This is a genomic window from Nocardia concava NBRC 100430, from assembly GCF_000308815.1.
GTDB classification, from domain to species: domain Bacteria; phylum Actinomycetota; class Actinomycetes; order Mycobacteriales; family Mycobacteriaceae; genus Nocardia; species Nocardia concava.
Genome location: NZ_BAFX01000086.1, coordinates 1 through 21,160 on the forward strand (window position 1 = coordinate 1; position 21,160 = coordinate 21,160).

General features: G+C 68.6%; 17 protein-coding genes and 1 pseudogene. 8 read left to right on the forward strand and 10 right to left on the reverse strand.

All coding sequences use genetic code 11. The features are described 5' to 3' along the window. Both ON43_RS46285 and aroB read left to right on the forward strand, forming a co-directional pair. A pseudogene (locus ON43_RS46285) lies at positions 1-370 on the forward strand (shikimate kinase); the annotation flags it as partial. Positions 371-1,038: 668 nt separating this feature from the next. Then, on the forward strand, positions 1,039-2,157 hold the full coding sequence (gene aroB, locus ON43_RS19805; RefSeq protein ID WP_040809588.1) for a 3-dehydroquinate synthase: 1,119 nt from the start codon (positions 1,039-1,041) through the stop codon (positions 2,155-2,157). Positions 2,158-2,219: 62 nt separating this feature from the next. Here aroB and ON43_RS19810 read toward each other — a convergent pair whose 3' ends face one another. Further along, positions 2,220-2,687 (reverse strand): B-4DMT family transporter, encoded by a 468-nt coding sequence (locus ON43_RS19810; protein WP_040809742.1) that lies wholly within the window; start codon positions 2,685-2,687, stop codon positions 2,220-2,222. 123 nt (positions 2,688-2,810) lie between these two features. Here ON43_RS19810 and ON43_RS19815 point away from each other — a divergent pair, with 123 nt between their 5' ends. Both ON43_RS19815 and ON43_RS19820 read left to right on the forward strand, forming a co-directional pair. Continuing rightward, positions 2,811-3,428, forward strand: a complete 618-nt coding sequence (locus tag ON43_RS19815; RefSeq protein WP_218003306.1) for a helix-turn-helix transcriptional regulator — start codon at positions 2,811-2,813, stop codon at positions 3,426-3,428. A gap of 13 nt (positions 3,429-3,441) precedes the next feature. Beyond that, positions 3,442-3,903 (forward strand): DUF3291 domain-containing protein, encoded by a 462-nt coding sequence (locus ON43_RS19820; protein ID WP_218003307.1) that lies wholly within the window; start codon positions 3,442-3,444, stop codon positions 3,901-3,903. Here ON43_RS19820 and ON43_RS19825 read toward each other — a convergent pair. The 4 genes from ON43_RS19825 to alaS form a co-directional block, all read right to left on the reverse strand. Beyond that, positions 3,892-4,716 carry a shikimate dehydrogenase gene (locus tag ON43_RS19825; RefSeq protein ID WP_040809593.1) on the reverse strand — a complete coding sequence of 275 codons (825 nt, stop codon included), beginning with the start codon at positions 4,714-4,716 and terminating at the stop codon, positions 3,892-3,894. The two genes, ON43_RS19820 and ON43_RS19825, sit on opposite strands and share 12 nt — an antisense overlap. After that, the gene (locus ON43_RS19830) at positions 4,691-6,184 is read right to left on the reverse strand and encodes an endolytic transglycosylase MltG (protein WP_040809595.1); all 1,494 of its coding nucleotides are present in this window, start codon (positions 6,182-6,184) and stop codon (positions 4,691-4,693) included. Before ON43_RS19830 ends, ON43_RS19825 begins: the two co-directional genes overlap by 26 nt. Next, on the reverse strand, positions 6,181-6,702 hold the full coding sequence (ruvX, locus tag ON43_RS19835; RefSeq protein WP_040809744.1) for a Holliday junction resolvase RuvX: 522 nt from the start codon (positions 6,700-6,702) through the stop codon (positions 6,181-6,183). The genes ON43_RS19830 and ruvX overlap by 4 nt, the downstream gene beginning before the upstream one ends. Before the next feature lie 129 nt (positions 6,703-6,831). Then, on the reverse strand, positions 6,832-9,498 hold the full coding sequence (gene alaS, locus ON43_RS19840) for an alanine--tRNA ligase (RefSeq protein ID WP_040809597.1): 2,667 nt from the start codon (positions 9,496-9,498) through the stop codon (positions 6,832-6,834). Between the two features lie 71 nt (positions 9,499-9,569). On the opposite strand from alaS, the gene ON43_RS19845 reads away from it, so the two are divergent. After that, a complete protein-coding gene (locus ON43_RS19845; RefSeq protein ID WP_218003308.1) occupies positions 9,570-10,229 on the forward strand; it encodes a CatB-related O-acetyltransferase in 660 nt (219 codons plus the stop codon). A 48-nt stretch (positions 10,230-10,277) separates the two neighbouring features. Here the strand turns inward: ON43_RS19845 and ON43_RS19850 are convergent, their stop codons facing one another. Next, entirely contained in the window at positions 10,278-11,636 is a 1,359-nt protein-coding gene (locus tag ON43_RS19850) for a replication-associated recombination protein A (protein ID WP_083913551.1), read from the reverse strand. Positions 11,637-11,778: 142 nt separating this feature from the next. Beyond that, positions 11,779-12,948 carry a phosphotransferase family protein gene (locus ON43_RS19855; protein ID WP_040809600.1) on the reverse strand — a complete coding sequence of 390 codons (1,170 nt, stop codon included), beginning with the start codon at positions 12,946-12,948 and terminating at the stop codon, positions 11,779-11,781. Between the two features lie 357 nt (positions 12,949-13,305). Here ON43_RS19855 and ON43_RS19860 point away from each other — a divergent pair, with 357 nt between their 5' ends. After that, positions 13,306-14,205, forward strand: coding sequence for a DUF2189 domain-containing protein (locus tag ON43_RS19860; protein ID WP_245568674.1), 900 nt, complete (start codon positions 13,306-13,308; stop codon positions 14,203-14,205). A 70-nt stretch (positions 14,206-14,275) separates the two neighbouring features. Here ON43_RS19860 and aspS read toward each other — a convergent pair whose 3' ends face one another. After that, positions 14,276-16,069, reverse strand: a complete 1,794-nt coding sequence (gene aspS, locus ON43_RS19865) for an aspartate--tRNA ligase (RefSeq protein WP_040809747.1) — start codon at positions 16,067-16,069, stop codon at positions 14,276-14,278. Positions 16,070-16,189: 120 nt separating this feature from the next. Here aspS and ypfJ point away from each other — a divergent pair, with 120 nt between their 5' ends. Next, complete coding sequence (gene ypfJ, locus ON43_RS19870; protein WP_040809604.1) at positions 16,190-17,107, forward strand: KPN_02809 family neutral zinc metallopeptidase; 918 nt, start codon at positions 16,190-16,192, stop codon at positions 17,105-17,107. A gap of 386 nt (positions 17,108-17,493) precedes the next feature. Then, positions 17,494-18,021 (forward strand): hypothetical protein, encoded by a 528-nt coding sequence (locus tag ON43_RS19875; RefSeq protein WP_157514116.1) that lies wholly within the window; start codon positions 17,494-17,496, stop codon positions 18,019-18,021. Positions 18,022-18,048: 27 nt separating this feature from the next. Here ON43_RS19875 and ON43_RS19880 read toward each other — a convergent pair whose 3' ends face one another. Together ON43_RS19880 and ON43_RS19885 are read right to left on the reverse strand one after the other, a co-directional pair. Next, positions 18,049-19,128: a 2-oxoacid:ferredoxin oxidoreductase subunit beta gene (locus tag ON43_RS19880; RefSeq protein ID WP_040809608.1), complete on the reverse strand. Its 1,080-nt coding sequence runs from the start codon at positions 19,126-19,128 to the stop codon at positions 18,049-18,051. Beyond that, positions 19,128-21,071: a 2-oxoacid:acceptor oxidoreductase subunit alpha gene (locus ON43_RS19885; RefSeq protein ID WP_040809609.1), complete on the reverse strand. Its 1,944-nt coding sequence runs from the start codon at positions 21,069-21,071 to the stop codon at positions 19,128-19,130. The genes ON43_RS19880 and ON43_RS19885 overlap by 1 nt, the downstream gene beginning before the upstream one ends. Between the last annotated feature and the right edge of the window lie 89 nt (positions 21,072-21,160).

Sequence of the window (21,160 nt, forward strand, 5' to 3'; positions counted from 1 at the left end):
CACCATTCCGGAGATCTTCGCCCAGGACGGCGAGCCGGAGTTCCGCCGCATCGAGGAAGAGGTCGTGCGCGACGCGGTGCTGGCCGGGCACGGCGTGGTCTCGCTCGGCGGCGGCTCGGTGCTGTCGGCCGCCACCCGCGCGCTGCTGCGCGACCGCACCGTCGTCTACCTGGAAATCAGTGTGGGCGAAGGGCTTCGACGCACGGGCGCCAGCACCAACCGGCCGCTGCTCAATGATGTCGATCCGGCCAAGAAGTACCGCGAGCTGATGAAGATCCGCCGCCCGCTCTACCGCGAGGTGGCGACGGTCCGCGTGCGCACCGACGGCCGCAGTCCGGGCCGCGTGGTCCGCATGGTTTTGGCCAAACTCGGCCTGGAACCGGTTGCCCGCCCGGCGGATTCGGCCACCGAGGCCCCCACGGTCGAGCCCGGCATCAGCAGCTCGCGTTCCCGCGCCCGCCGCAAACGTCGACGTGGCGGCGGCCGCGCCGGTGCAGAGTCGCCCGCCGCCGGGACGACCGCCGTCACCGCGAATACGACTGCCGCCGATGCCGATGCGGCTGCGACCACTGCTGCGCGCAACGGCCAGGCCGCACCCGCCGACTCGTCAGAAGGCACGAACGAAGGCGCGAAACGGCCCCGCCGCAATCGCCGTTCGCGTCGCCGCGGCGGCCGAGCCGAGGTGACCTCGGGCACCGCCACACCGTCAGCCGCCGTCGCGTCCGACGCCGCCGGCGGCGAATCCGGCGCTCGCGCACCCGAATCCGGTGGCGAACCCGACGCGGTTGCCAAGCGCAGCAGCCGCAACCGCCGCCGTCGCGCTTCCCGCGCGGCCGGCGCCCCGGCGAATCCCGCTGCCACTCCCCCGGATTCGGCGCCCTCCACCGACTCGGCCGGTCGCGCCGAGTCCGGACCGTCCGCCCCCGCGGCCCCCGGCAGCGGCCGCTCCCGGCGGGCGCGTGCCCGTCGTGCCCGGGCCCGGGCGCGCGCCGACCAGCCCGCAACTCAATCCGCACAAGCAGAATCGGAGCAGCAAGCATGAGCGAGCCGACTCGCATCGAGGTCCGCACCGCCGACCCGTACCCGGTGATCATCGGACGGGGGCTGCTGGGCGACCTGGTCGACGAGGTGACCGGCCGGTCCGGGGTGCGGACGGTGGCGATCTTCTATCAGCCGTCGCTGGCCGAGACCGCCGAGGTGGTGCGGAAGGCGCTGGTGGACAAGGGCGTCGACGCGCACCGGGTGGAGATCCCGGACGCGGAGGCCGGTAAGGATCTGCAGGTCGCGGGCTTCTGCTGGGAGGTGCTGGGCCGGATCGGGCTGACCCGCAAGGACGTGATCGTGAGCCTCGGCGGTGGCGCGGCCACCGACCTGGCCGGATTCGTGGCCGCCACCTGGATGCGCGGCGTGGACATCGTGCACGTGCCGACCACCCTGCTGGCCATGGTGGACGCCGCGGTCGGCGGCAAGACCGGCATCAATACCGAGGCGGGCAAGAACCTGGTCGGCTGCTTCCACGAGCCCGCCGCGGTCCTGGTCGACCTGGCGACGCTGGAAACCCTGCCGCGCAACGAGATCGTGGCCGGCATGGCCGAGATCATCAAGGCCGGTTTCATCGCCGACCCGGTGATCCTGGAGCTGGTGGAGCGCGACCCGGAGGCCGCCCTCGATCCGACCGGCGAGGTGCTGCCCGAGCTCATCCGCCGCGCCGTCCAGGTCAAGGCCGATGTGGTGGCCGCGGATCTGAAGGAATCGGACCTGCGCGAGATCCTCAACTACGGCCACACCCTCGGCCACGCCATCGAGCGCCGTGAGCGCTACCGCTGGCGGCACGGGGCGGCCGTGTCGGTCGGCCTGGTGTTCGCGGCCGAATTGGGCCGTCTGGCCGGGCGTCTCGACGATGCCACCGCCGAGCGCCACCGCACCATCCTGGCCAGCATCGGCCTGCCCACCACCTACGACGCCGACGCGCTGCCGCAGCTGCTGGACGCCATGCAGACCGACAAGAAGACCCGTTCGGGCGTGGTCCGTTTCGTGGTGCTCGACGGTCTTGCCAAGCCGGGCCGCCTGGAGGGCCCGGATCCGAGCCTGCTGGCCGCCGCCTACTCTGCGGTCGCCCGCGAGGACGGCCCGACCGGCGGAGCCATCCTGCTGTAAGCCGGACACACGAAAAACCCCGCGCCACAACGAGGATGGCGCGGGGTCTTCTTTGTGGAACGTCAGGCGTTGACGGCTTCGGGGGTGGTGGCCGGTGCGCTCTTCTTCTGCTCCCGCCCGACCAGGAAGCGGCCCAGCGCCACACCCAGCATGCCCGGGATGAAGATCAGCAGCACGATCCAGGCCGCGCCGGAGGTGAGGTTGAAGAACAGCCCCTGGTCGCCGAGGTCGAACTTGGGCAGGAAGTCCAGCAGCCACGACACCAGCCCCGCGCCCAGGCCGCCGACGAGGGCGGCCTTGAGCCAGCGCATGGTCAGATCGGACCCGTGCTCGGGATCGGGATGGGCCTTGCGGTCGGCCCGGCCGTCCAGCACGCCCCAGGCGATGACCGCGCCGACCAGGACGATCAGGCACAGGATCCGCATCCACGCGCCCGCGGTCGGCCAGCTCATCATGCCGAAGCCGAGGAGGGTCTCCAGCACAACGGTCAGCGCCCCCAAGCCCACGGCGCGCAACACCCACGCATTCATGTCGATCACCTTAACCTGCGCGGCCGCACGGCCGAACCCAATGAACTGAAACTTGTTCCAGAACCCTAGCCGGACCGGGCCCGCGAGACACACCCGACCCCGACACGCTGCTAGAAATGCGTGGTGAGCATCGAAGCCGTCGCCCTGCTGCAGGACCCGATCCGCAAGCGGCTCTACGACTATGTCGCGGCCGCGGATCACGACGTCAGCCGGGACGAGGCCGCCGAGGCGGTGGAGATCAAACGTCCGCTGGCGGCCTTCCATCTGGACAAGCTCACCGAGGCGGGACTGCTCGACGCGGTGTTCCGCCGCCCGGAGGGCCGCACGGGACCGGGTTCGGGACGGCCCGCCAAGTTCTATCGGCGCGCCGAGACGGAATTCAGCATCAGCCTGCCCGCACGCGACTATCACACGGTCGCAACGGTTCTCGCCGAGGTGGTGGAGCACCAGGGTTTCGAGGAGGCGATCGAGAAGGCCGCGGCCGCGCACGCCCCGAAGCTGGAGGGCCGCAGCCTGTTCGAGGCGCTCGGCGAACACGGCTACGAGCCGTACCTCGACGGCGAGACGATCCGGCTGCGCAATTGCCCCTTCCACAAGCTGGCCGTGGACTTCCCGCCGCTGGTCTGCGGCATGAATCTGGCCCTGCTGGCGGGCCCGGCCGCGGCGGCGGGCTGGACCGCGCGGATGGACCCGGCTCCGGGCCGATGCTGCATAAGCTTTTCTAAAATCAACGATGACTAGTTATAGTCGAGACATGCACCTCGCACAGTTCAATATCGGGCGCATGATCGCGCCCCGCGGCGATGCGCGCGTCGCCGAGTTCTACGACCACCTCGATGAGATCAATGCCGTCGCCGACAACTCCCCCGGCTTCGTCTGGCGCATGGTGGACGAGGAGTCCAACGACGCCACCTCGATCCGGCCCTATGACGGCGATCCGGACATGCTGGTGAACCTGAGCGTGTGGGAATCGCGGGAGACGTTGTTCGACTACGTCTATCGCAGCGGCCACATGGATTTCGTGCGGCGGCGCCGCGAATGGTTCCTGCCGCTGGGCGAGGTCTTCACCGCGCTGTGGTGGATTCCGGAGGGCACCATCCCCACCCTCGGCGAGGCCATGGATCGCTTGACGCATCTGCGTGAGAACGGGCCCACGCCTTACGCTTTCACCTTCCGGCAGGCGTTCGAACCGGAAGTGCCGGAATCAGTTCTGTAGTGCCGCGGCCATTTCCGCGCGCGGGGCGGGCTTGCCGGTGAACTGCTCGACCTGGCCGTAGGCCTGGTTCAGCAGCATATCCAGGCCGCTGACGACCGTATTGCCCGCGCGGGCAACGGCTTCGGCGAGCGGTGTCGGCCAGGGGTTGTAGATGGCGTCGAGCACCACCGGCGCCACCGCGACCGAATCCGCCACGGCCGCGGCCGCTTCCGCGGGCACCGTGCTGACCACGGCGTCCACATCGGAGCAGACGAACAGCAGCCCCTCTGGATCGAATCCGAGCACCTCGGCCGACATGCCGAGCTGCTCGGCCAATTCCAGGGTGTCGGCGGCGCGCCCGCGGTCACGAGCGACGATGGTGACGGTGTGCGCGCCCAGATCCGACAAGGCCAGCAGCGCCGGGCGGGCGGTGCCGCCCGCGCCCAGCACGACGGCCCGCGAAATCTCCTTCACGCCCGCGCCTTCCAGCGCGCCGCGCACCCCGTCCACATCGGTGCAGTCGGCGCGCCAGCCGGTTTCGGTGCGCACCAGGGTATTCGCGGACCCGACCAGTTCGGCGCGTTCGGTCCGCTCGTCGGCGTACGCCAGCGCGGCGACCTTGCCCGGCATGGTCACCGACAGCCCGACCCATTCCGGCCCGAGCCCGTCCACCAGCCCGGGCAGCTGCTCCCCGGTGCATTCGATGCGCTCGTAGGTCCAGTCCAGGCCCAGCGCCCGGTAGGCCGCCAGATGCAGTTGCGGCGAGCGCGAATGCGAGATCGGGCTGCCGAGCACGGCCGCCTTGCGCTTACCGTCCACTGTCGAGGATTCCACTCTGCCTGGCCTTTTCGATATTGCGCAGGTGTTCCTTGTAGTCCTCGGTGAACAAGGTAGTGCCCTGCTTGTCGACGGTCACGAAGTACAGCCACGGCCCGGGCGCGGGATTCTCCATCGCGCGCATGGCATCCAGCGACGGCGCGGAGATCGGCGTCGCGGGCAGCCCGACCATCGCGTAGGTGTTCCACGGGGTCTGCTTGGCCCGGTCGGCGTCGGTGGTCGCGACCTCGGTCTGGGCCAGGCTGTAGTTGACGGTCGAGTCGAATTCCAGCTTCTGTTTGGCCGCCAGGCGGTTCACGATGACCCGCGCCACCTTGGACATGTCCTGCGGCAAGGCTTCCCGCTCCACCAGCGACGCCGCGATCAGCGTGTCGTAGGGCGAGAGGCCGTTGGCCGCGCCCGACTGCTGCAGCCCGCTGGCCTCATAACTCCGCGCGCTCGCGGTCACCAGCTGCTTGAGGATGTCCTGCGGGCTGGCCGCCGGATCGAAATCCATGGTGCCACCGGCGATCAGACCCTCGAGCTGCCGCGAACGGTCCGGCGCCGTCTTCACCCGGTCCAGCGCCCACGCCGGGACGCCCAGCGCGACCGGATCCCCGGCTCCCGCCTGGTCCAGCTGCTCGTAGGTCACGCACTTGGCCGCGGTGCCGGTGCCGACACAGCTGGCATCGGCGATCTTGCGGTAGATGCCGTCCTTGCGCGCACCGGTATTGACGTCGGTGGAGTCGTGCAGCTGGCGGCCCTCGGAGATGACCACATTGCCGACCCGCGCGTCCTTGGCGAACAGCGCGGTCACCGCTTCGGCGCCCTTGCTGTGGCTGGGCACGGCGTAGTAGCCGGGCTGGATGGAGCTCATGTTCGTATTGCGCACGGCCGCTTCGTAGAACGCGCCGCTGCTCTGCACCACGCCCTTGTCGGCCATGGTCTGCGCGATATTCGTGGCGGTGTCGCCCGACTTGATCTGGATGATCACCAGCGGTCCCTGCGGACCGGAGAAGTCGGCGGGACCGCTCAGCTTGCCGACGAACTTCCAGCCCGCGAACCCGACCGCGCCGACGAACAGGATGGCGAACACGCCCGCGATGACGAACAGGTTGCGCCGGCGGCGCTTGCGCTCGGCCGCCTTGCGCGAGGCCATGCGGGATCGCTTGGGCCGCTGGCCACCCCGGCCCTTGCCGCCCGACGCGCGCGAGCCCACCCGGGCCGGGCGCTCGGGGGCGCGGCGGCCCACGCGGTCGGCGCGCTGAGGTGCGCTGCGACGCGGGGGTTCCGGGTCGAGGGGCGGCTCGTCGTACTCGTCGCCCTCGTAGGGCTCGTCGTCGTAGCGCTCATCCTCGTAGCGCGGGATGACGGTGGTGTCGTCCTCGTAGTCGTCCGCCTCGGACCATTCCAGATCGTCGCGGCGGTAACGCCGTTCGGCATTCTGCCGGTAGCGTTCCTCGGCCCGAGTCCAGCGGTCGGTCATGCGTCACCACGCGGCTTCAATAGGGCACTCCGTTCGTCCAACCATCCTTGCAGGATCGACACGGCGGCGGCTTGATCGATGACCTGCCGCTGCCCGCGTGCGCGAACTCCACTGTCTCGCAACGCACGTGCAGCAGACACCGTAGTCAAACGTTCGTCGGAAAGTCGCACCGGCACCGGCGCTACCAGCGTCCGCAAACGCCCCGCGAAGGTGGCCGCCAGCTTAGCCGAAGAGCCGCTCTCCCCGCGCAATGTGCGCGGCAGGCCGACGATCACTTCGACGGCCTCGTACTCCCGCACAATCTCGGCAATTCTGGATAGATCGGACGCCAGTGTCCCAGGTGCGACTTTCTTCGCGCGCGGAACCGTCTCCACCGGCGTGGCGAGCAGACCGTCGGGATCGCTGGAGGCGACACCGATTCGGACCGAACCGACATCGATGCCGATGCGCCGGCCGCGCCCGGGATCCCGCTCGGCGCTGGGTCGTTCGGAGGCGAATCCGCGACCGTCCGGAGACACGCCGGAGGCCTCGGTGGGCGTCCGGGCAAATCCGGAGGAATGTCGCGAATCCGTCGGCGACGGATTCGCTTCCGGTGTGGACCGGGTCCCGCGTTCGGGACCCGGTGTGTCGGAGTCGTCGGCGGACATCTACCCGGCGAGCTCGGCGACCCGCACGCGCAGCGCGGCCAGACCCGCCTCGATGCCCGACGGGTCGGTACCCGCGCCCTGGGCCATCTCCGGCTTGCCGCCACCGCGACCCGCGATGGACGGGCCGAACGACGCCACCAGATCCCCGGCCTTGATGCCGAGATCCTGGGCGGCCTTGGTGACCGCGGCGACGAAGGGCACCTTGCCGTCGGCATTGCCGAGCAGCACCACGATGGCGGGCTCGGAACCCAAGCGGCCCTTGATGTCCTGCACCAGGGTGCGCAGATCGCCCGCGCCGACACCCTCGGGCGCGGCGGCGGCGACCAGCAGCACCTTGCCGACCCGCTGGGCCTGCTCGGCGAAGGTGCCCGCACTCGACAGCACGGCGGCCATCTTGGTGCGCTCGAGCTCCTTCTCGGCGACCTTCAGCCGCTCGACCAGCTGCTCGACGCGCCCCGGGACCTCGTCCGAGGGCACCTTCAGCGAGGAGGCGACACCGGCGAGCAGCGCGCGCTCCTTGGCCAGGTACTTGTAGGAATCGAGGCCCACGAAGGCTTCCACGCGGCGGATACCGGAACCGACCGACGACTCACCGAGCACGGTGATCGGCCCGATCTGCGCCGAGGACTGCACGTGGGTGCCACCGCAGAGCTCCATGGAGAACGGTCCGCCGATCTCCACGACGCGCACCTCGTCGCCGTAGTTCTCGCCGAACAGCGCCATGGCGCCCATCTTCTTGGCCGAGGGCAGATCGGTGACGAAGGTGTTGACCTGGAAGTCGTTGGCCACCGCGTCATTGGAGACGGCCTCGATATCGGCCTTCTGCTGCTCGGACAGCGCGCCCTGCCAGTTGAAGTCGAAGCGCAGGTAGCCCGGCTTGTTGAGCGAACCGGCCTGAACGGCGTTGGGGCCCAGGATCTGTCGCAGCGCGGCATGCACCATGTGGGTGCCCGAGTGGCCCTGGGTGGCGCCCTTGCGCCAGGCCGGATCAACCTGGGCCAGCACGGTATCGCCCTCGGTGAGCTGACCGGCCTCGACGGTGGCCTTGTGCACCCACACCTTCTTGGCGATCTTCTGCACGTCGTTGACCTTCACCTTGAGGCCGTGCGACGAGACGAGGGATCCGCGGTCGGCGATCTGGCCGCCGGACTCGGCGTAGAGCGGGCTGCGGTCGAGGATGACCTCGACGTCCTGGCCCACCTCGGCCACCGGCACCCGGACGCCGTCGCGGATCAGGGCGAGAACCGTTGCCTCGGTGGCCAGTTCGTCGAAGCCGGTGAACTCGGTCGCGCCGCGGTCCACGAACTCCTTGTAGACGGTGAGATCGGCGTGCGCGTGCTTGCGCGAGAGCGCGTCCTCCTTGGCGCGCTTACGCTGCTCGGCCATCAGCGCGCGGAAGCCCTCCTCGTCGACCTGCAGTCCGGCCTCGGCGGCCATCTCCAGGGTCAGGTCGATCGGGAAGCCGTAGGTGTCGTGCAGGGTGAACGCGTCGGTGCCGCTGATCTTCTTGCTGCCCTGGGCCTTCACCTCGTCGACGGTCTCGTCGAAGAGCTTGGTGCCGGTGTTGAGGGTCTTGAGGAACGCGGCTTCCTCACCGACGGCGACGGTCTCGATGCGCTTGAAGTCGGTGGCCAGCTCCGGGTAGGAGGGGGCCATGAGCTCGGAGACGACCTTGATGAACTCGCCCATCACCGGCTTCTCCGCGCCCAGCAGGCGGGCCGAGCGCACGATGCGGCGCAGCAGGCGGCGCAGCACATAGCCGCGACCGTCATTGCCGGGGTTCACGCCGTCGCCGATGAGCATGGCGGCGGTGCGGGCGTGGTCGGCGATGACGCGGAAGCGCACATCGTCGGCGTGCTCGACACCGTAGGAGCGGCCGGTCAGTTCCTCGGCCTTGTTGATGATCGGGCGCAGCAGATCGGTCTCGTAGACATTGTCGACACCCTGCAGCAGGAAGGCGACGCGCTCGACGCCCATGCCGGTGTCGATGTTCTTCTTGGGCAGCGGGCCCAGGATCTCGAAATCATCCTTGCCGCGACCGGCGCCCCGCTCGTTCTGCATGAACACGAGGTTCCAGATCTCGAGGTAGCGGTCCTCGTCGGCCTCCGGGCCGCCCTCGACGCCGTACTCGGGGCCGCGGTCGAAGTAGATCTCCGAGCACGGGCCGCACGGGCCCGGAATGCCCATGGACCAGTAGTTGTCGGCCATGCCGCGGCGCTGGATGCGGGAATCCGGCACGCCCAGCTCACGCCAGATCTGCTCGGCCTCATCATCGTCGAGATACACGGTGACCCAGAGCTTTTCCGGATCGAAGCCGTAGCCGCCGTCCTCGACGGACTTGGTCAGCAGCGACCAGGCCAGTTCCATGGCCCCGCGCTTGAAGTAGTCGCCGAAGGAGAAGTTGCCCGCCATCTGGAAGAAGGTGTTGTGGCGGGTGGTGACGCCGACATTCTCGATATCGCCGGTGCGCACGCACTTCTGCACGCTGGTCGCGGTGTTGAAGGGCGGGGTCTGCTGACCGAGGAAATACGGCACGAACTGGACCATGCCTGCGTTGACGAACAACAGGTTGGGGTCGGCCAGGATCAGCGAGGCACTGGGCACCTCGGTGTGTCCGGCCTTTACGAAATGCTCCAGGAAGCGCCGTCGAATCTCGTGGGTCTGCACAACGTTCAAGCCTACCGGTCGCGGTCCAGGGAGTTTCCACCCACCACCGGGCGATAGCTACCATCGCCCTGGTGACTGTGATCCCGGACCCATCCCAGCCATTCCCGCTGCCCCACGCGCACCGGACCGTCTTCCTGAAACCCCATGTGACCTCGCCGAATATCGTGGTCGGCGACTACACCTACTTCGACGATCCAGAAAAGCCGACGGCCTTCGAGTCGGAGAACGTGCTCTACGCCTTCGGACCCGAGAAGCTCATCATCGGCAAATACTGCGCCATCGCCACCGGCACCCGCTTCATCATGGCGGGCGCCAACCACGCCACCTCGGGCGTGTCGACCTTCCCGTTCACCATCTTCGGCGGCACCTGGGCCGAGGAGACCATGGACATCATCACCTCGATCCCGTCCAAGGGCGACACCGTGGTCGGCAATGACGTGTGGTTCGGCTACAACACGCTGATCATGCCGGGCGTGACGATCGGCGACGGCGCGATCATCGCCACCGGCGCGGTGGTGACCGCCGACGTCCCGCCGTACACGATCGTCGGCGGCAACCCGGCGACCGTGGTCAAACAGCGCTACGCCGACGCGGATACCGCCCGGCTCCTGCGGGCCGCATGGTGGAACTGGCCCGTCGAACTGGTCACCGAACACGTCCGCGCCATCATGGGTGGCACCCCGGCCGACATCGAGCGCATCGCCGTCCAGAACGGACTGCTCACGGACTGAGCGGCTCCCGAATCCCCTTGGCCCACCAGCCATCCGGTACTTCCGGGACTATTTACCGCGGACGATCCGGCGGAGTTTGGTGACGCGGGGTCCGACTTCCCGTTCGTAGCCGTGGTCGGTGGGGACGTAGTAGTCGGTGCCGACCAGCTGGTCCGGCGGATATTGCTGGGCGAGAACGCCATCCGGGTGATCGTGCGGGTACTTGTAGCCCTGCGCGTTCCCCAGGGCCGCCGCTCCCGCGTAGTGCCCGTCACGTAGGTGAGCGGGGACCGCGCCCGCCTTGCCGGCGCGGATGTCGGCCATCGCGGCCCCGAGGCTCTTGGGCACCGAGCCCGACTTCGGGGCGGTGGCGATGTGGATGGTGGCCTGGGTCAGGGCCAGTTGCGCCTCGGGCATGCCGACCAGCTGGACTACCTGGGCGGCGGCGACGGCGGTCTGCAGGGCGGTGGGGTCGGCCATGCCGACCTCCTCGCTGGCCTGAATCATCAAGCGGCGGGCAATGAATCGCGGATCCTCGCCGGCGCTGATCATGCGGGCCAGATAGTGCAGCGCCGCATCGACATCGGAGCCGCGCAGGGATTTGATGAAGGCGCTGATCACGTCGTAGTGCTGGTCACCGGCGCGGTCGTAGCGCACGGCGGCCTTGTCGACGCTGGCCTCGACCAGCTCGACGCCGACGGTGCCGTCGAGCGAGGATTCTGCCGAGGCTTCGAGTGCGGTCAGCGAGCGCCGCGCGTCGCCGCCCGCGATGCGCACGATGTGATCGATCGCCTCATCGGTGACGGTGTACTCCCCCGCCAGCCCGCGCGGATCCTCGATGGCCCGCTCGAGCACCGTGCGAATGTCGTCCTCGGACAAGGACTGCAGCTGCAGCACCAGCGATCGCGACAGCAGCGGCGACACCACCGAGAACGACGGGTTCTCCGTGGTCGCCGCGACCAGCAGCACGATCCGGTTCTCGACCGCCGCCAGCAGCGCGTCCTGCTGGGTCTTCGAGAACCGGTGCACCTCATCGATGAACAGCACGGTCTGCTCGCCCGCGGTGAGCCGGCGGCGCGCCAGGTCGATGACCGCGCGGACCTCCTTCACGCCCGCCGACAGGGCGGACAGCGCCTCGAATCGTCGCCCGGTGGCCGTCGAGAGCAGCGACGCGAGGGTGGTCTTGCCGGTTCCGGGCGGGCCGTACAAAAGCACCGACGCCGCACCGGACCCCTCGACCAACCGGCGTAGCGGTGAACCGGGCCCGAGCAGATGCTGCTGACCGACCACCTCATCGAGGGTGCGCGGACGCATCCGGACGGCCAAGGGCGCGAACCGGTCGTCCCCGCTCGGAATGCGCGCGGCCGCCCGGTCGTAGTCGTCGACTACGGTCTGCGCGCCCGGCGCGTCGAAGAGCCCATCACTCACGTGCACGACCCTACTCAGCGGCTCCGACAGAACCCGAACACCTCGACATCACTCCCGCGGAACGCGGCACGGGCCGGAATCTCACCCTCGGATTCCGGCCCGCACCTCGCGGAGGATCACTCCTCCCATTGATTCCGGAGGACTACTCCTCCCAGTGCTCTTCCAACGTGGCCGAGACGTGCTCGGCGAAATCGCCGAGGGTGTCGTCGCCGGTGCAGCGGGCGTCCTCGGCGAGGGCGGCCCAGCGGTTGATCAGCGCGGCCGACCGCGGAATCGACAGCCCGTGCTCGCGGGCCGCGGCGATGCGCGCGTGATCGGCCGGCAGGAACCAGTAGGTCGACAGCCACACCCAGATCAGCCGGGCCTCGAGAATGCGCTCCGCGAGCACATCGTCATCGGCGAGAGCGGGCCACACCGCGACCACCTCGGACCGCCACGCCTCCACCATCTGCCGGGCGCGTTCGCGCGACAGCTCGAAATCGCACAGGCAGCCCGGGAACGAGACCAGGGCGTAAGCGATATCGAGGGCGGCGTCGCGGAAGCCGCCCCACTCGTAGTCGAGGAACCGCGCGCCCTCCTCATTGAGGATGACATTGTCGGGGCACAGGTCCGAGGGGCTGAAGGCGCGGTAGCGTCCGGCCGAGAACAGCCGGTTGCCGCGCACGATGCGCTCGGCGATCTCGCCGGGCACCTCGATGCCCAGCTCGCGCTGCAGCATGATCGGCACCTCGGCGACCGCGGTTTCGGCCTGCTGCGCGATCCCGTCCACCCGGTGCACCACATCCACGCGGCGCAGCAGCGCGACGAAGTCGGCCTCGCGGCCCACGGTCGCGGCGTGCATGCGCCCCAGTGCCTGCGCGAAAGCCATGAGCGCATTGCGCCCGGCCGGTTCCAGGCGGGACTGCAGGACCGCGGTGAGCGAGGTGTTCTCGCCGAGGTCGCTGAGAATGAGCAGCCGCTCGGGCAGGCTGTAGCCGAGTAGGTAGGCGCCGGGCCGATGGTCACGGCCGAGGGCGGTGGTGAATTGGTAGGACACCGCCTCGCGCAGGAATGCGGAATCGATGCTGGCGACACCGGGGGCCATGCCACCGGTGCGTCGCTGATTCGCTGGGCCCGCAACCTGCTTCACTATGAGGGTGCGCGGTAGTGAAAAGGCGTTCTCCGCAACACGGACGCGGAGCACGGTTGTTCTACCACTGCCGCTGAGTTCCATAGGATCGCTCAGCTTTACCGGAGCACCCATTCGCTTTGTGAGCAACTGTTGTGCCGCGGACACGACTTCGGCGGCGCGTTCGGCCAATAGTGCGGTCATCGGAACCCAAAGTACTCCCGTCAGGTCACTTTCAGCGAGCGGTTGCGCAACCTTTCGCGCGTCGGACGGCGTGTCTTTGTGAAGGGTTTGCCCACGCGGCGCTGGTTGCTTGACACAACCAGGACCGTCTAGTTGTCTCATGGTCACTTGCTGTGCGCCACACCGTAAACCGGGAAATGTGAAAGGCTTGCGACCATGACTGGCACGCCGCCCTCAGCACCGTACGACCCCTCCGGCGACCGCCCGGTCGCAGGGGGTGGCGAACAGCATCCACCGCATACGGGACAGCACCAAAACCCCGAGCCCGCACCGACTTCCGGCACACCCGAGCCGGGGCCGATACACGGCCGTCACCAAATGCCCGGTTTGGCCGGATATCCGCAGTTCGACGGACCCGGCGCGGCGCAGTACGGCAGCGAGCCGGTGGAACCCCCGCCGCCACTGAACCCGCAGTCGGGCGCGGCGCAGCCATCTCCCGGCTACGGCCACAACGTGCCGCCGCAGCAGCAGCAACCCGGAATGATGCCGCCGGGCAATCCGCCTCCGCCGGGCGGATTCCCGCCCGGCGCGATGCCGCCGCCCTCGGGTCCGCCGCCGGTCGAACCGGGCGGACAGCAGCCGATCATGCCCCCGCGCGAGCGGCTCGATGTCGGCGCGGCGCTGACCTACGGCTGGGATCGCTTCCGGCTCAATCCCGTTCCCTGGGTGGGCATGGTGCTGATCGGCCTGATCGCCTGGTTGGTGGTCACGCTGCTGGTGAATATCGTTGAGGTGCGGTCACTCTCGGCGGTGATTCTGCTGTTCGCGGTGGCTTCGCTGGTGGTGTGGCTGCTGCAGGCGGCCATGATCCGCGGCGCGCTCTACGAAACCGACGGCACACCACCGGATTTCCCGGCGTTCTTCGGTTTCGTGAATGCGGGCAATGTGCTCATCACCGCGCTCATCGTGTTCGCGCTGTCCTTCGTGGCCGCGATCGCGTGCGTGTTTCCGGCGGTGATCGTCGGTGTGCTGTGCATGTTCGCGTTGCATTTCGTGATCGATCAGGACATGAATCCGGTCGCCGCGATCCAGGCGAGCGTCCGGTTGGTGATCGCCAACGCACTGCACGTCACGCTGCTGGCGCTCGCGGTGCTGCTCATCACCGCGATCGGCGCGCTGTTCTGCGGACTGGGTCTGCTGGTGGCCGGACCGGTGACGGCCATCGCCACCACCTACGCATACCGCACGCTGACCGGACGCTTGGTCGTTCCCGTCTGAACGACCCGATAGACGACAGTGCCCCCGGTCTCCACGAGACCGGGGGCACTGCTCATTTCGGGCGTATGCCCTACTTGGCGTCTTCCTTGACCGGGTTACCGTTCGCGTCGAGCTTCGCGTTCAGGCCCGCCTCGGCGCGCTGCTGCAGCGTGATCGGGGTCGGCGCGTCGGTCAGCGGGTCGACGCCGCCACCCGACTTCGGGAAGGCGATGACCTCGCGGATCGAGTCCACCCCGGCCAGCAGCGCGGTGATCCGGTCCCAGCCGAAGGCGATGCCGCCCATGGGCGGGGCGCCGAAGGAGAAGGCGTCGAGCAGGAAGCCGAACTTGTCCTGGGCCTCCTCCTCGCCGATCCCCATCACCTTGAACACCCGCTCCTGCACGTCGCGGCGGTGGATACGGATCGAGCCGCCGCCGATCTCGTTGCCGTTGCAGACGATGTCGTAGGCGTAGGCCAGCGCCGCACCGGGATCGGTGTCGAAGGTGGCCAGGTGCTCGGGCTTGGGCGAGGTGAACGCGTGGTGCACCGCGGTCCAGGCCGAATGGCCCAGCGCCACATCGCCGCTCGCGGTGGCGTCGGCGGCGGGCTCGAACATCGGGGCGTCCACGATCCACACGAACGCCCAGGCGTTCTCGTCGATGAGACCGCACTTGCGGGCGATCTCGCCGCGGGCCGCGCCCAGCAGCGCCCGGCTGGACTTCTGGTCGCCGGCGGCGAAGAAGACGCAGTCGCCCGGGTTCGCGCCGACCTGCTTGGCCAGGCCCTCGCGCTCGGCCTCGGTCAGGTTCTTGGCGACCGGGCCGCCGAGGGTGCCGTCCTCCTGGAAGGTGATGTAGGCCAGGCCCTTCGCGCCGCGCTGCTTGGCCCACTCCTGCCAGGCGTCGAACTGGCGACGCGGCTGCGAGGCGCCGCCCGGCATGACGACCGCGCCGACGTAGGGAGCCTGGAAGACACGGAACTCCGTGTCCTTGAAGTACTCCATCATCTCGGTGATCTCGACCTCGAAGCGCAGGTCGGGCTTGTCCGAGCCGTAGCGGCGCATGGCCTCGGCGTAGGTCATGTGCGGGATGGGGGTCGGGATCTCGTAGCCGACCAGCTTCCACAGCGCGGCGAGGATGTCCTCGGCCAGCAGGATGACGTCTTCCTGCTCGACGAAGCTCATCTCGATGTCGAGCTGGGTGAACTCGGGCTGGCGGTCGGCGCGGAAGTCCTCGTCGCGGTAGCAGCGCGCGATCTGGTAGTAGCGCTCGATGCCGCCGACCATGAGCAGCTGCTTGAACAGCTGCGGCGACTGCGGCAGGGCGTAGAACTTACCGGGCTGCAGGCGGGCCGGAACCAGGAAGTCGCGCGCGCCTTCCGGAGTCGACCGCGTCATGGTGGGGGTCTCGACCTCGACGAAGGCGTGCTTGGCGAGCACGTCGCGGGCGGCGGCGTTGACCTTGGAGCGCAGGCGGATCGCGTGGGCCGGGCCCTCGCGGCGCAGGTCCAGGTAGCGGTACTTGAGGCGGGCTTCCTCGCCGGGCTCGTCGTCGAGCTGGAAGGGCAGCGGCGCGGCCTCGTTGAGCACCTCGAGTTCGGTCACATTGACCTCGATGGCGCCCGTCGGCAGATTCGGGTTCTCGCTACCGGCCGGTCGGTTCTCGACCACTCCGGTGACCTTCACGACGAACTCGTTGCGCAGCTTGTGGGCTGCCTCCGCGGGCACGCCTTCACGGAAGACGGCCTGGGCAACACCCGACGCATCGCGCAGATCGATGAAGATCACGCCACCGTGGTCTCGCCGCCGGGCCACCCATCCGGTGAGGGTGACGGTCTGACCGGCGTGCTCGCTTCGCAGCGAACCAGCCAAGTGGGTGCGCAGCACGGGATTCCTTTCGACGGACTCGTAGCACCAGTGAGATGTGACCGGGTGCAGACCCATCGTAGAGAGACACGTTCAGCGAGTGGAAACCGATATCGACTCGCCCGTGTCAGAGTGATACCCATGACCTTCAACGAGGGCCTGCAAATCGACCCGAACCGGGCGAGCGGCGGCGGACCAGGTATGGGCGGCGGGTTGGTCCTCGGCGGTGGCGCGATCGGCATCATCGCCCTGATCGCGAGCCTGCTGCTCGGCGGCGATCCCGGCAGCATCCTCGGCCAGTTCACCGGTGCGGACTCCAACTCCAAGTCCGGCACCGCGACCACCCCCGACCACTGCAAGACGGGCGCGGACGCCAACAAGTACGTCGACTGCCGCGTCATCGCCACCGCGCAGAGCCTCGACAATGTGTGGACCACCGAGCTGCCCAAGCAGACCAACCGCAAGTACGTGGTGCCGAAGCTGGTCCTGTTCTCCGGCGCGGTGAGCACCGGCTGCGGCCGCGCCTCCTCCGCGGTCGGCCCCTTCTACTGCCCCGCCGACCAGACCGCCTACTTCGACACCAGCTTCTTCCAGGAACTGGTCGACCGCTTCGGCTCGTCCGGCGGCGCGCTCGCCCAGGAGTATGTGGTGGCCCACGAGTTCGGCCACCACATCCAGAACCTGCTCGGCGACATCAACCGCGCCCAGCGCGACCCCCAGGGCCCCACCTCCGGCGCGGTCCGCACCGAACTCCAGGCCGACTGCTACGCCGGCGTCTGGGCCTACTACGCCGACAAACTCCCCGCCCCCGGCTCCAACACCCCGTTCCTGAAGCCGTTGACCGACAACGACATCCGCGACGCGCTCTCCGCCGCCTCCGCCGTCGGCGACGACCGCATCCAAAAGGCCTCCACCGGCCGCGTCAACCCCGAAGCCTGGACCCACGGCTCCTCGGAGGAACGCCAGAAGTGGTTCCTCACCGGCTACAAAACCGGCCAGGTAAAGGCCTGCGACACCTTCTCCGCCAAGGATCTGGGCAACCCACCCGCCCTCCGCTGACCCAGCCCTCCCCCAGCACCCCGCGAGGTCCCCGGCCCTATGGCCCGGGGACCTCGGCATTTCCGGCCCGCTCACCATGGCCGCTCACGCGCGCACACCGCCAAGCAACCCATGGACTTCCGCCGAGCGGCACATCAGCGCGGCCAATCCGGACGAATCCCCTCGATGGTGCGCCACTCAGCGCGTTGGGGTGGGCGGCGTGGCGGTTTCGGCGTGGCGAGGCTGGGCGGCAGAATCGGCGGCGGCGGGTGGGTGCCCGCAAGGGAATTCGGAGGGATGCGATGCGGATGGCTTCGGCGACAGGACTTTTCGGAGGAAATGGACGTGATAGGAGGAGAGGCGGGCGGGCGGCCACCACGGCCAGGGCGGGGATGGGTGGTGGCTCAATGGGATTCGCGGCGGCGGGGGCATGGCGGATGGCTGCGGCCGCAGCGTTGGCCACGGGGATGGTGATCGGAACTGACGGGGTCGCGGCCGCAGATCCCGGTGCGGGTGCGCCCACTCCGGCGCAGGCGCCCGCACCCGCGGTGGCGTTGTTCACGCTGACCGCGATGCCCGCGGGGTGGCAGACGCGGACGGATCTGCATCCCTCATTGCTGGTTCAGGCGGACGGGCATGCGACCAAGCGGGCCGACAGTACCGCGCAGGCGGTGGAGGGGACGGTGCCCGCGGATGTGATCGGGGCGGCTGCGGCCGAGGTGAAGGCGCTCGCCGCCGTGGATATGGGGACGCCGGAGCAGGGTGACAAGGGCACTTCGATCATCGATTACATGCCGCAGTCACCGGATCAGGACGTGCATCTGATCGTGTACGCGCCCGAGGTCAGTGACGGGCTCACCGATGAGCAGAAGGCGTCCCGCAAGCGCTTCGACGATGTCTTCCAGCGCATGCTGAACGCCTTCGTGCCGTCCTAGCACCGAATCCGGCGTAGAACCGAAAACTTATCCGACCGTCCAGGTTTCGCGGCCGGTGAGCAGGCTCTGGAGCGAATCCTGGCTCACCGGTTTGCGTTCGGCGGCGGTGTCGAGCTGGGCTCGGACGCCGTCGTCGTAGGTGGGGCGGGAGACGCTGCGGAAGATGCCGGTCACCACGTGGGTGAGGTCCTGGTCGGACAGGCGGGACAGGGCGTAGGCGTATTCGGGGTGGTCGGTGTAGGCGTCGTGGATGACGATATCGGATTCGGCGACCGTGTCGGCGCGGGCGACCCGCAGGCCGAAACCGTCACGGACCACGGCGAATTCGCGTTCCGCGCCGAACCGGATGGGCTGGCCGTGCTGCAGCCGGACCAGGTGCGATTCGGCGTTCTCGCGGCGCAGCGCGTCGAAGGACCCGTCGTTGAAGATCGGGCAGTCCTGCAGGATCTCCACGAACGAGGTCCCGCGGTGCTCGGCGGCGGCGCGCAGCACCTCGGTGAGCCCGGCGCGGTCGGAGTCCAAAGCCCGTGCGGCGAAGGTGGCTTCGGCACCCAGCGCCACCGACAGCGTGTTGAACGGGTGGTCGACCGAGCCCATCGGCGTGGACTTGGTGACCTTGCCGGTCTCCGAGGTCGGCGAGTACTGGCCCTTGGTGAGACCGTAGATCCGGTTGTTGAACAACAGGATCGTCATGTTCACATTGCGGCGCAGCGCGTGGATGAGGTGGTTGCCGCCGATGGACAGCGCGTCACCGTCACCGGTCACCACCCACACCGACAGGTCCGGACGCGTCACCGCCATCCCGGTGGCGATGGCCGGGGCGCGCCCGTGGATCGAGTGAATCCCGTACGCCTCCAGGTAGTACGGGAACCGGCTCGAGCATCCGATACCGGAGACGAACATCAGGTTCTCGCGCTTCAAGCCCAGCTCGGCGAGGAATCCGCGCACGGTGGCGAGGATGACGTAGTCGCCACACCCCGGGCACCAGCGCACCTCCTGGTCGGAGGTGTAGTCCTTCGGCTTCTGCGGCCCGTCGGCGTGCGGCACGCCGGAGAGCCCGGTGAGCCCGAGATCGGTACCCACCAGCGGGTTTTCGAGAATCGTCATTACTTACCCCCTGCGGTGCGGTAGGTCGCCCGTGCGCGGGCGGCGAAGGCCTTGGCCTGCTCCATCTCCGCGATGGAGCCATCCAGGGCCGCGTCGATGACACCGACCAGTTCCTGCGCTTGGAAGGCGGTGCCGGCGATCTTGGTCCACGGCTGCACATCGACCAGGTAGCGGGCGCGCAGCAGCATGGCCAGCTGGCCGCCGTTCATCTCCGGGCAGACCACGGTGCGGTAGCGGCGCAGCACGTCACCGAGGTTGGGCGGGAACGGGTTCAGATGCCGCAGATGCGCCTGCGCCACCGGGACCCCGCGCCGCCGCGCCCGCCGGCACGCCTCGCCGATCGGCCCGTAGGAGCTGCCCCAGCCGATGAGCAGCAGTTCGGCGCGCTCCCCCGGATCGTCGACCTCGAGGTCGGGCACCGCGATGCCGTCGATCTTGGCCTGCCGGATGCGCACCATGAGCTCGTGATTGGCGGGCTCGTAGGAGATATTGCCGCTGCCGTCGGCCTTTTCGAGACCGCCGATGCGGTGGGCGCGGCCCACGGTGCCCGGTACCGCCAACGGCCGGGCCAGGGTTTCGGGATCGCGCGCGTAGGGCTGGAACGAATCCTCCTCCGCGCCCGCGGGTTCGAAGGCCGGATCGATCGGCTCGAGTTCGGAGACCTGCGGAATCGCCCACGGCTCCGAACCATTGGCGATCGCGCCGTCCGAGAGCAGCAGCACCGGGGTGCGATAGGTGAGCGCGATGCGCGCGGCCTCCACCGCGGCGTCGAAGCAGTCCGCGGGTGAGCGCGGCGCGACGACGGCCACCGGCGATTCACCATTGCGCCCGTAGAGCGCCTGCAGCAGATCGGCCTGCTCGGTCTTGGTGGGCAGACCCGTCGAAGGTCCGCCGCGCTGCACATCGATGATCACCAGCGGCAGTTCGGTCATGACCGCCAGCCCGATGGTCTCGCTCTTGAGCGCCAGCCCGGGCCCCGACGTGCTGGTCACACCCAGCGCCCCGCCCAGCGAAGCACCGAGCGCCGCACCGATTCCGGCGATCTCGTCCTCGGCCTGGAAGGTGGTGACACCGAAGTTCTTGTGCTTGCTCAGTTCGTGCAGGATGTCCGAGGCCGGGGTGATCGGGTAGGTGCCGAGGAACACCGGCAGCCCCGACAGCTGCCCGGCGGTGACGATGCCGTAGGCGAGCGCGGTATTGCCGGTGATCTGCCGGTAGGTGCCCGGCGGCAGCGTCGCGGGCGCTACCTCGTAGGTGGTGGCGAAGGACTCGGTGGTTTCGCCATAATTCCAGCCTGCCCGAAATGCGAGGATATTTGCTTCGGCGACATCGGGTGTGGCGGCGAATTTCTCCCGCATGAACTGTTCGGTGCCGCCGATGGGCCGCCCGTACATCCACGACAGCAATCCGAGCGCGAACATATTCTTCGCGCGCTGCCCATCCTTTTTGCCCACACCGGTCGGTTCGGTTGCCCCGAGTGTCAAAGATGTCATCGGCACCCGGTGCACGACGAAATCGGTCAGCGTGTCATCGGTGAGCGGATCACCGGTATAGCCGACCTTGGCCAGATTGCGTTTGGTGAATTCGTCAGTATTAACGATCACCGTGGCCCCGCGGGCCAAATCCTCCAGATTCGCCTTCAGCGCAGCGGGATTCATGGCGACCAGTACGTCCGGCTGGTCACCCGCGGTGAGGATGTCGTAGTCCGCGATCTGGATCTGGAACGACGACACACCGGGCAGCGTGCCCTGGGGCGCGCGGATCTCGGCCGGGAAATTCGGTTGGGTGGCAAGGTCATTGCCGAAGGCGGCCGCCTCATGGGTGAAACGATCACCGGTGAGCTGCATACCATCACCGGAGTCGCCCGCGAAGCGGATTACGACTCTTTCCAGCTTTTCGACTGCCAATTTCCCTGTGGCGCGCCCGTTCCCGGGCGCTGCCACTCCGCCCTCGGGCGGAGTTGTCACAGAGTCATCCTGCTGCACGGAGTCTTTTCCCTGAGCCATGCGCGTGCATCACTTCCTAGTCAGGT

Bases quoted from the DNA above. Each gene is read 5' to 3' on its own strand.
- aroB (WP_040809588.1), top strand. From the start codon at position 1,039: ATGAGCGAGCCGACTCGCATCGAGGTCCGCACCGCCGACCCGTACCCG.
- ON43_RS19820 (WP_218003307.1), top strand. From the start codon at position 3,442: ATGCACCTCGCACAGTTCAATATCGGGCGCATGATCGCGCCCCGCGGC.
- ON43_RS19875 (WP_157514116.1), top strand. From the start codon at position 17,494: ATGGGATTCGCGGCGGCGGGGGCATGGCGGATGGCTGCGGCCGCAGCG.
- ON43_RS19810 (WP_040809742.1), bottom strand. From the start codon at position 2,687: ATGAATGCGTGGGTGTTGCGCGCCGTGGGCTTGGGGGCGCTGACCGTT.
- ON43_RS19860 (WP_245568674.1), top strand. From the start codon at position 13,306: ATGCCCGGTTTGGCCGGATATCCGCAGTTCGACGGACCCGGCGCGGCG.
- ON43_RS19880 (WP_040809608.1), bottom strand. From the start codon at position 19,128: ATGACGATTCTCGAAAACCCGCTGGTGGGTACCGATCTCGGGCTCACC.
- ON43_RS19855 (WP_040809600.1), bottom strand. From the start codon at position 12,948: ATGACCGCACTATTGGCCGAACGCGCCGCCGAAGTCGTGTCCGCGGCA.
- ON43_RS19830 (WP_040809595.1), bottom strand. From the start codon at position 6,184: ATGACCGACCGCTGGACTCGGGCCGAGGAACGCTACCGGCAGAATGCC.
- ypfJ (WP_040809604.1), top strand. From the start codon at position 16,190: ATGACCTTCAACGAGGGCCTGCAAATCGACCCGAACCGGGCGAGCGGC.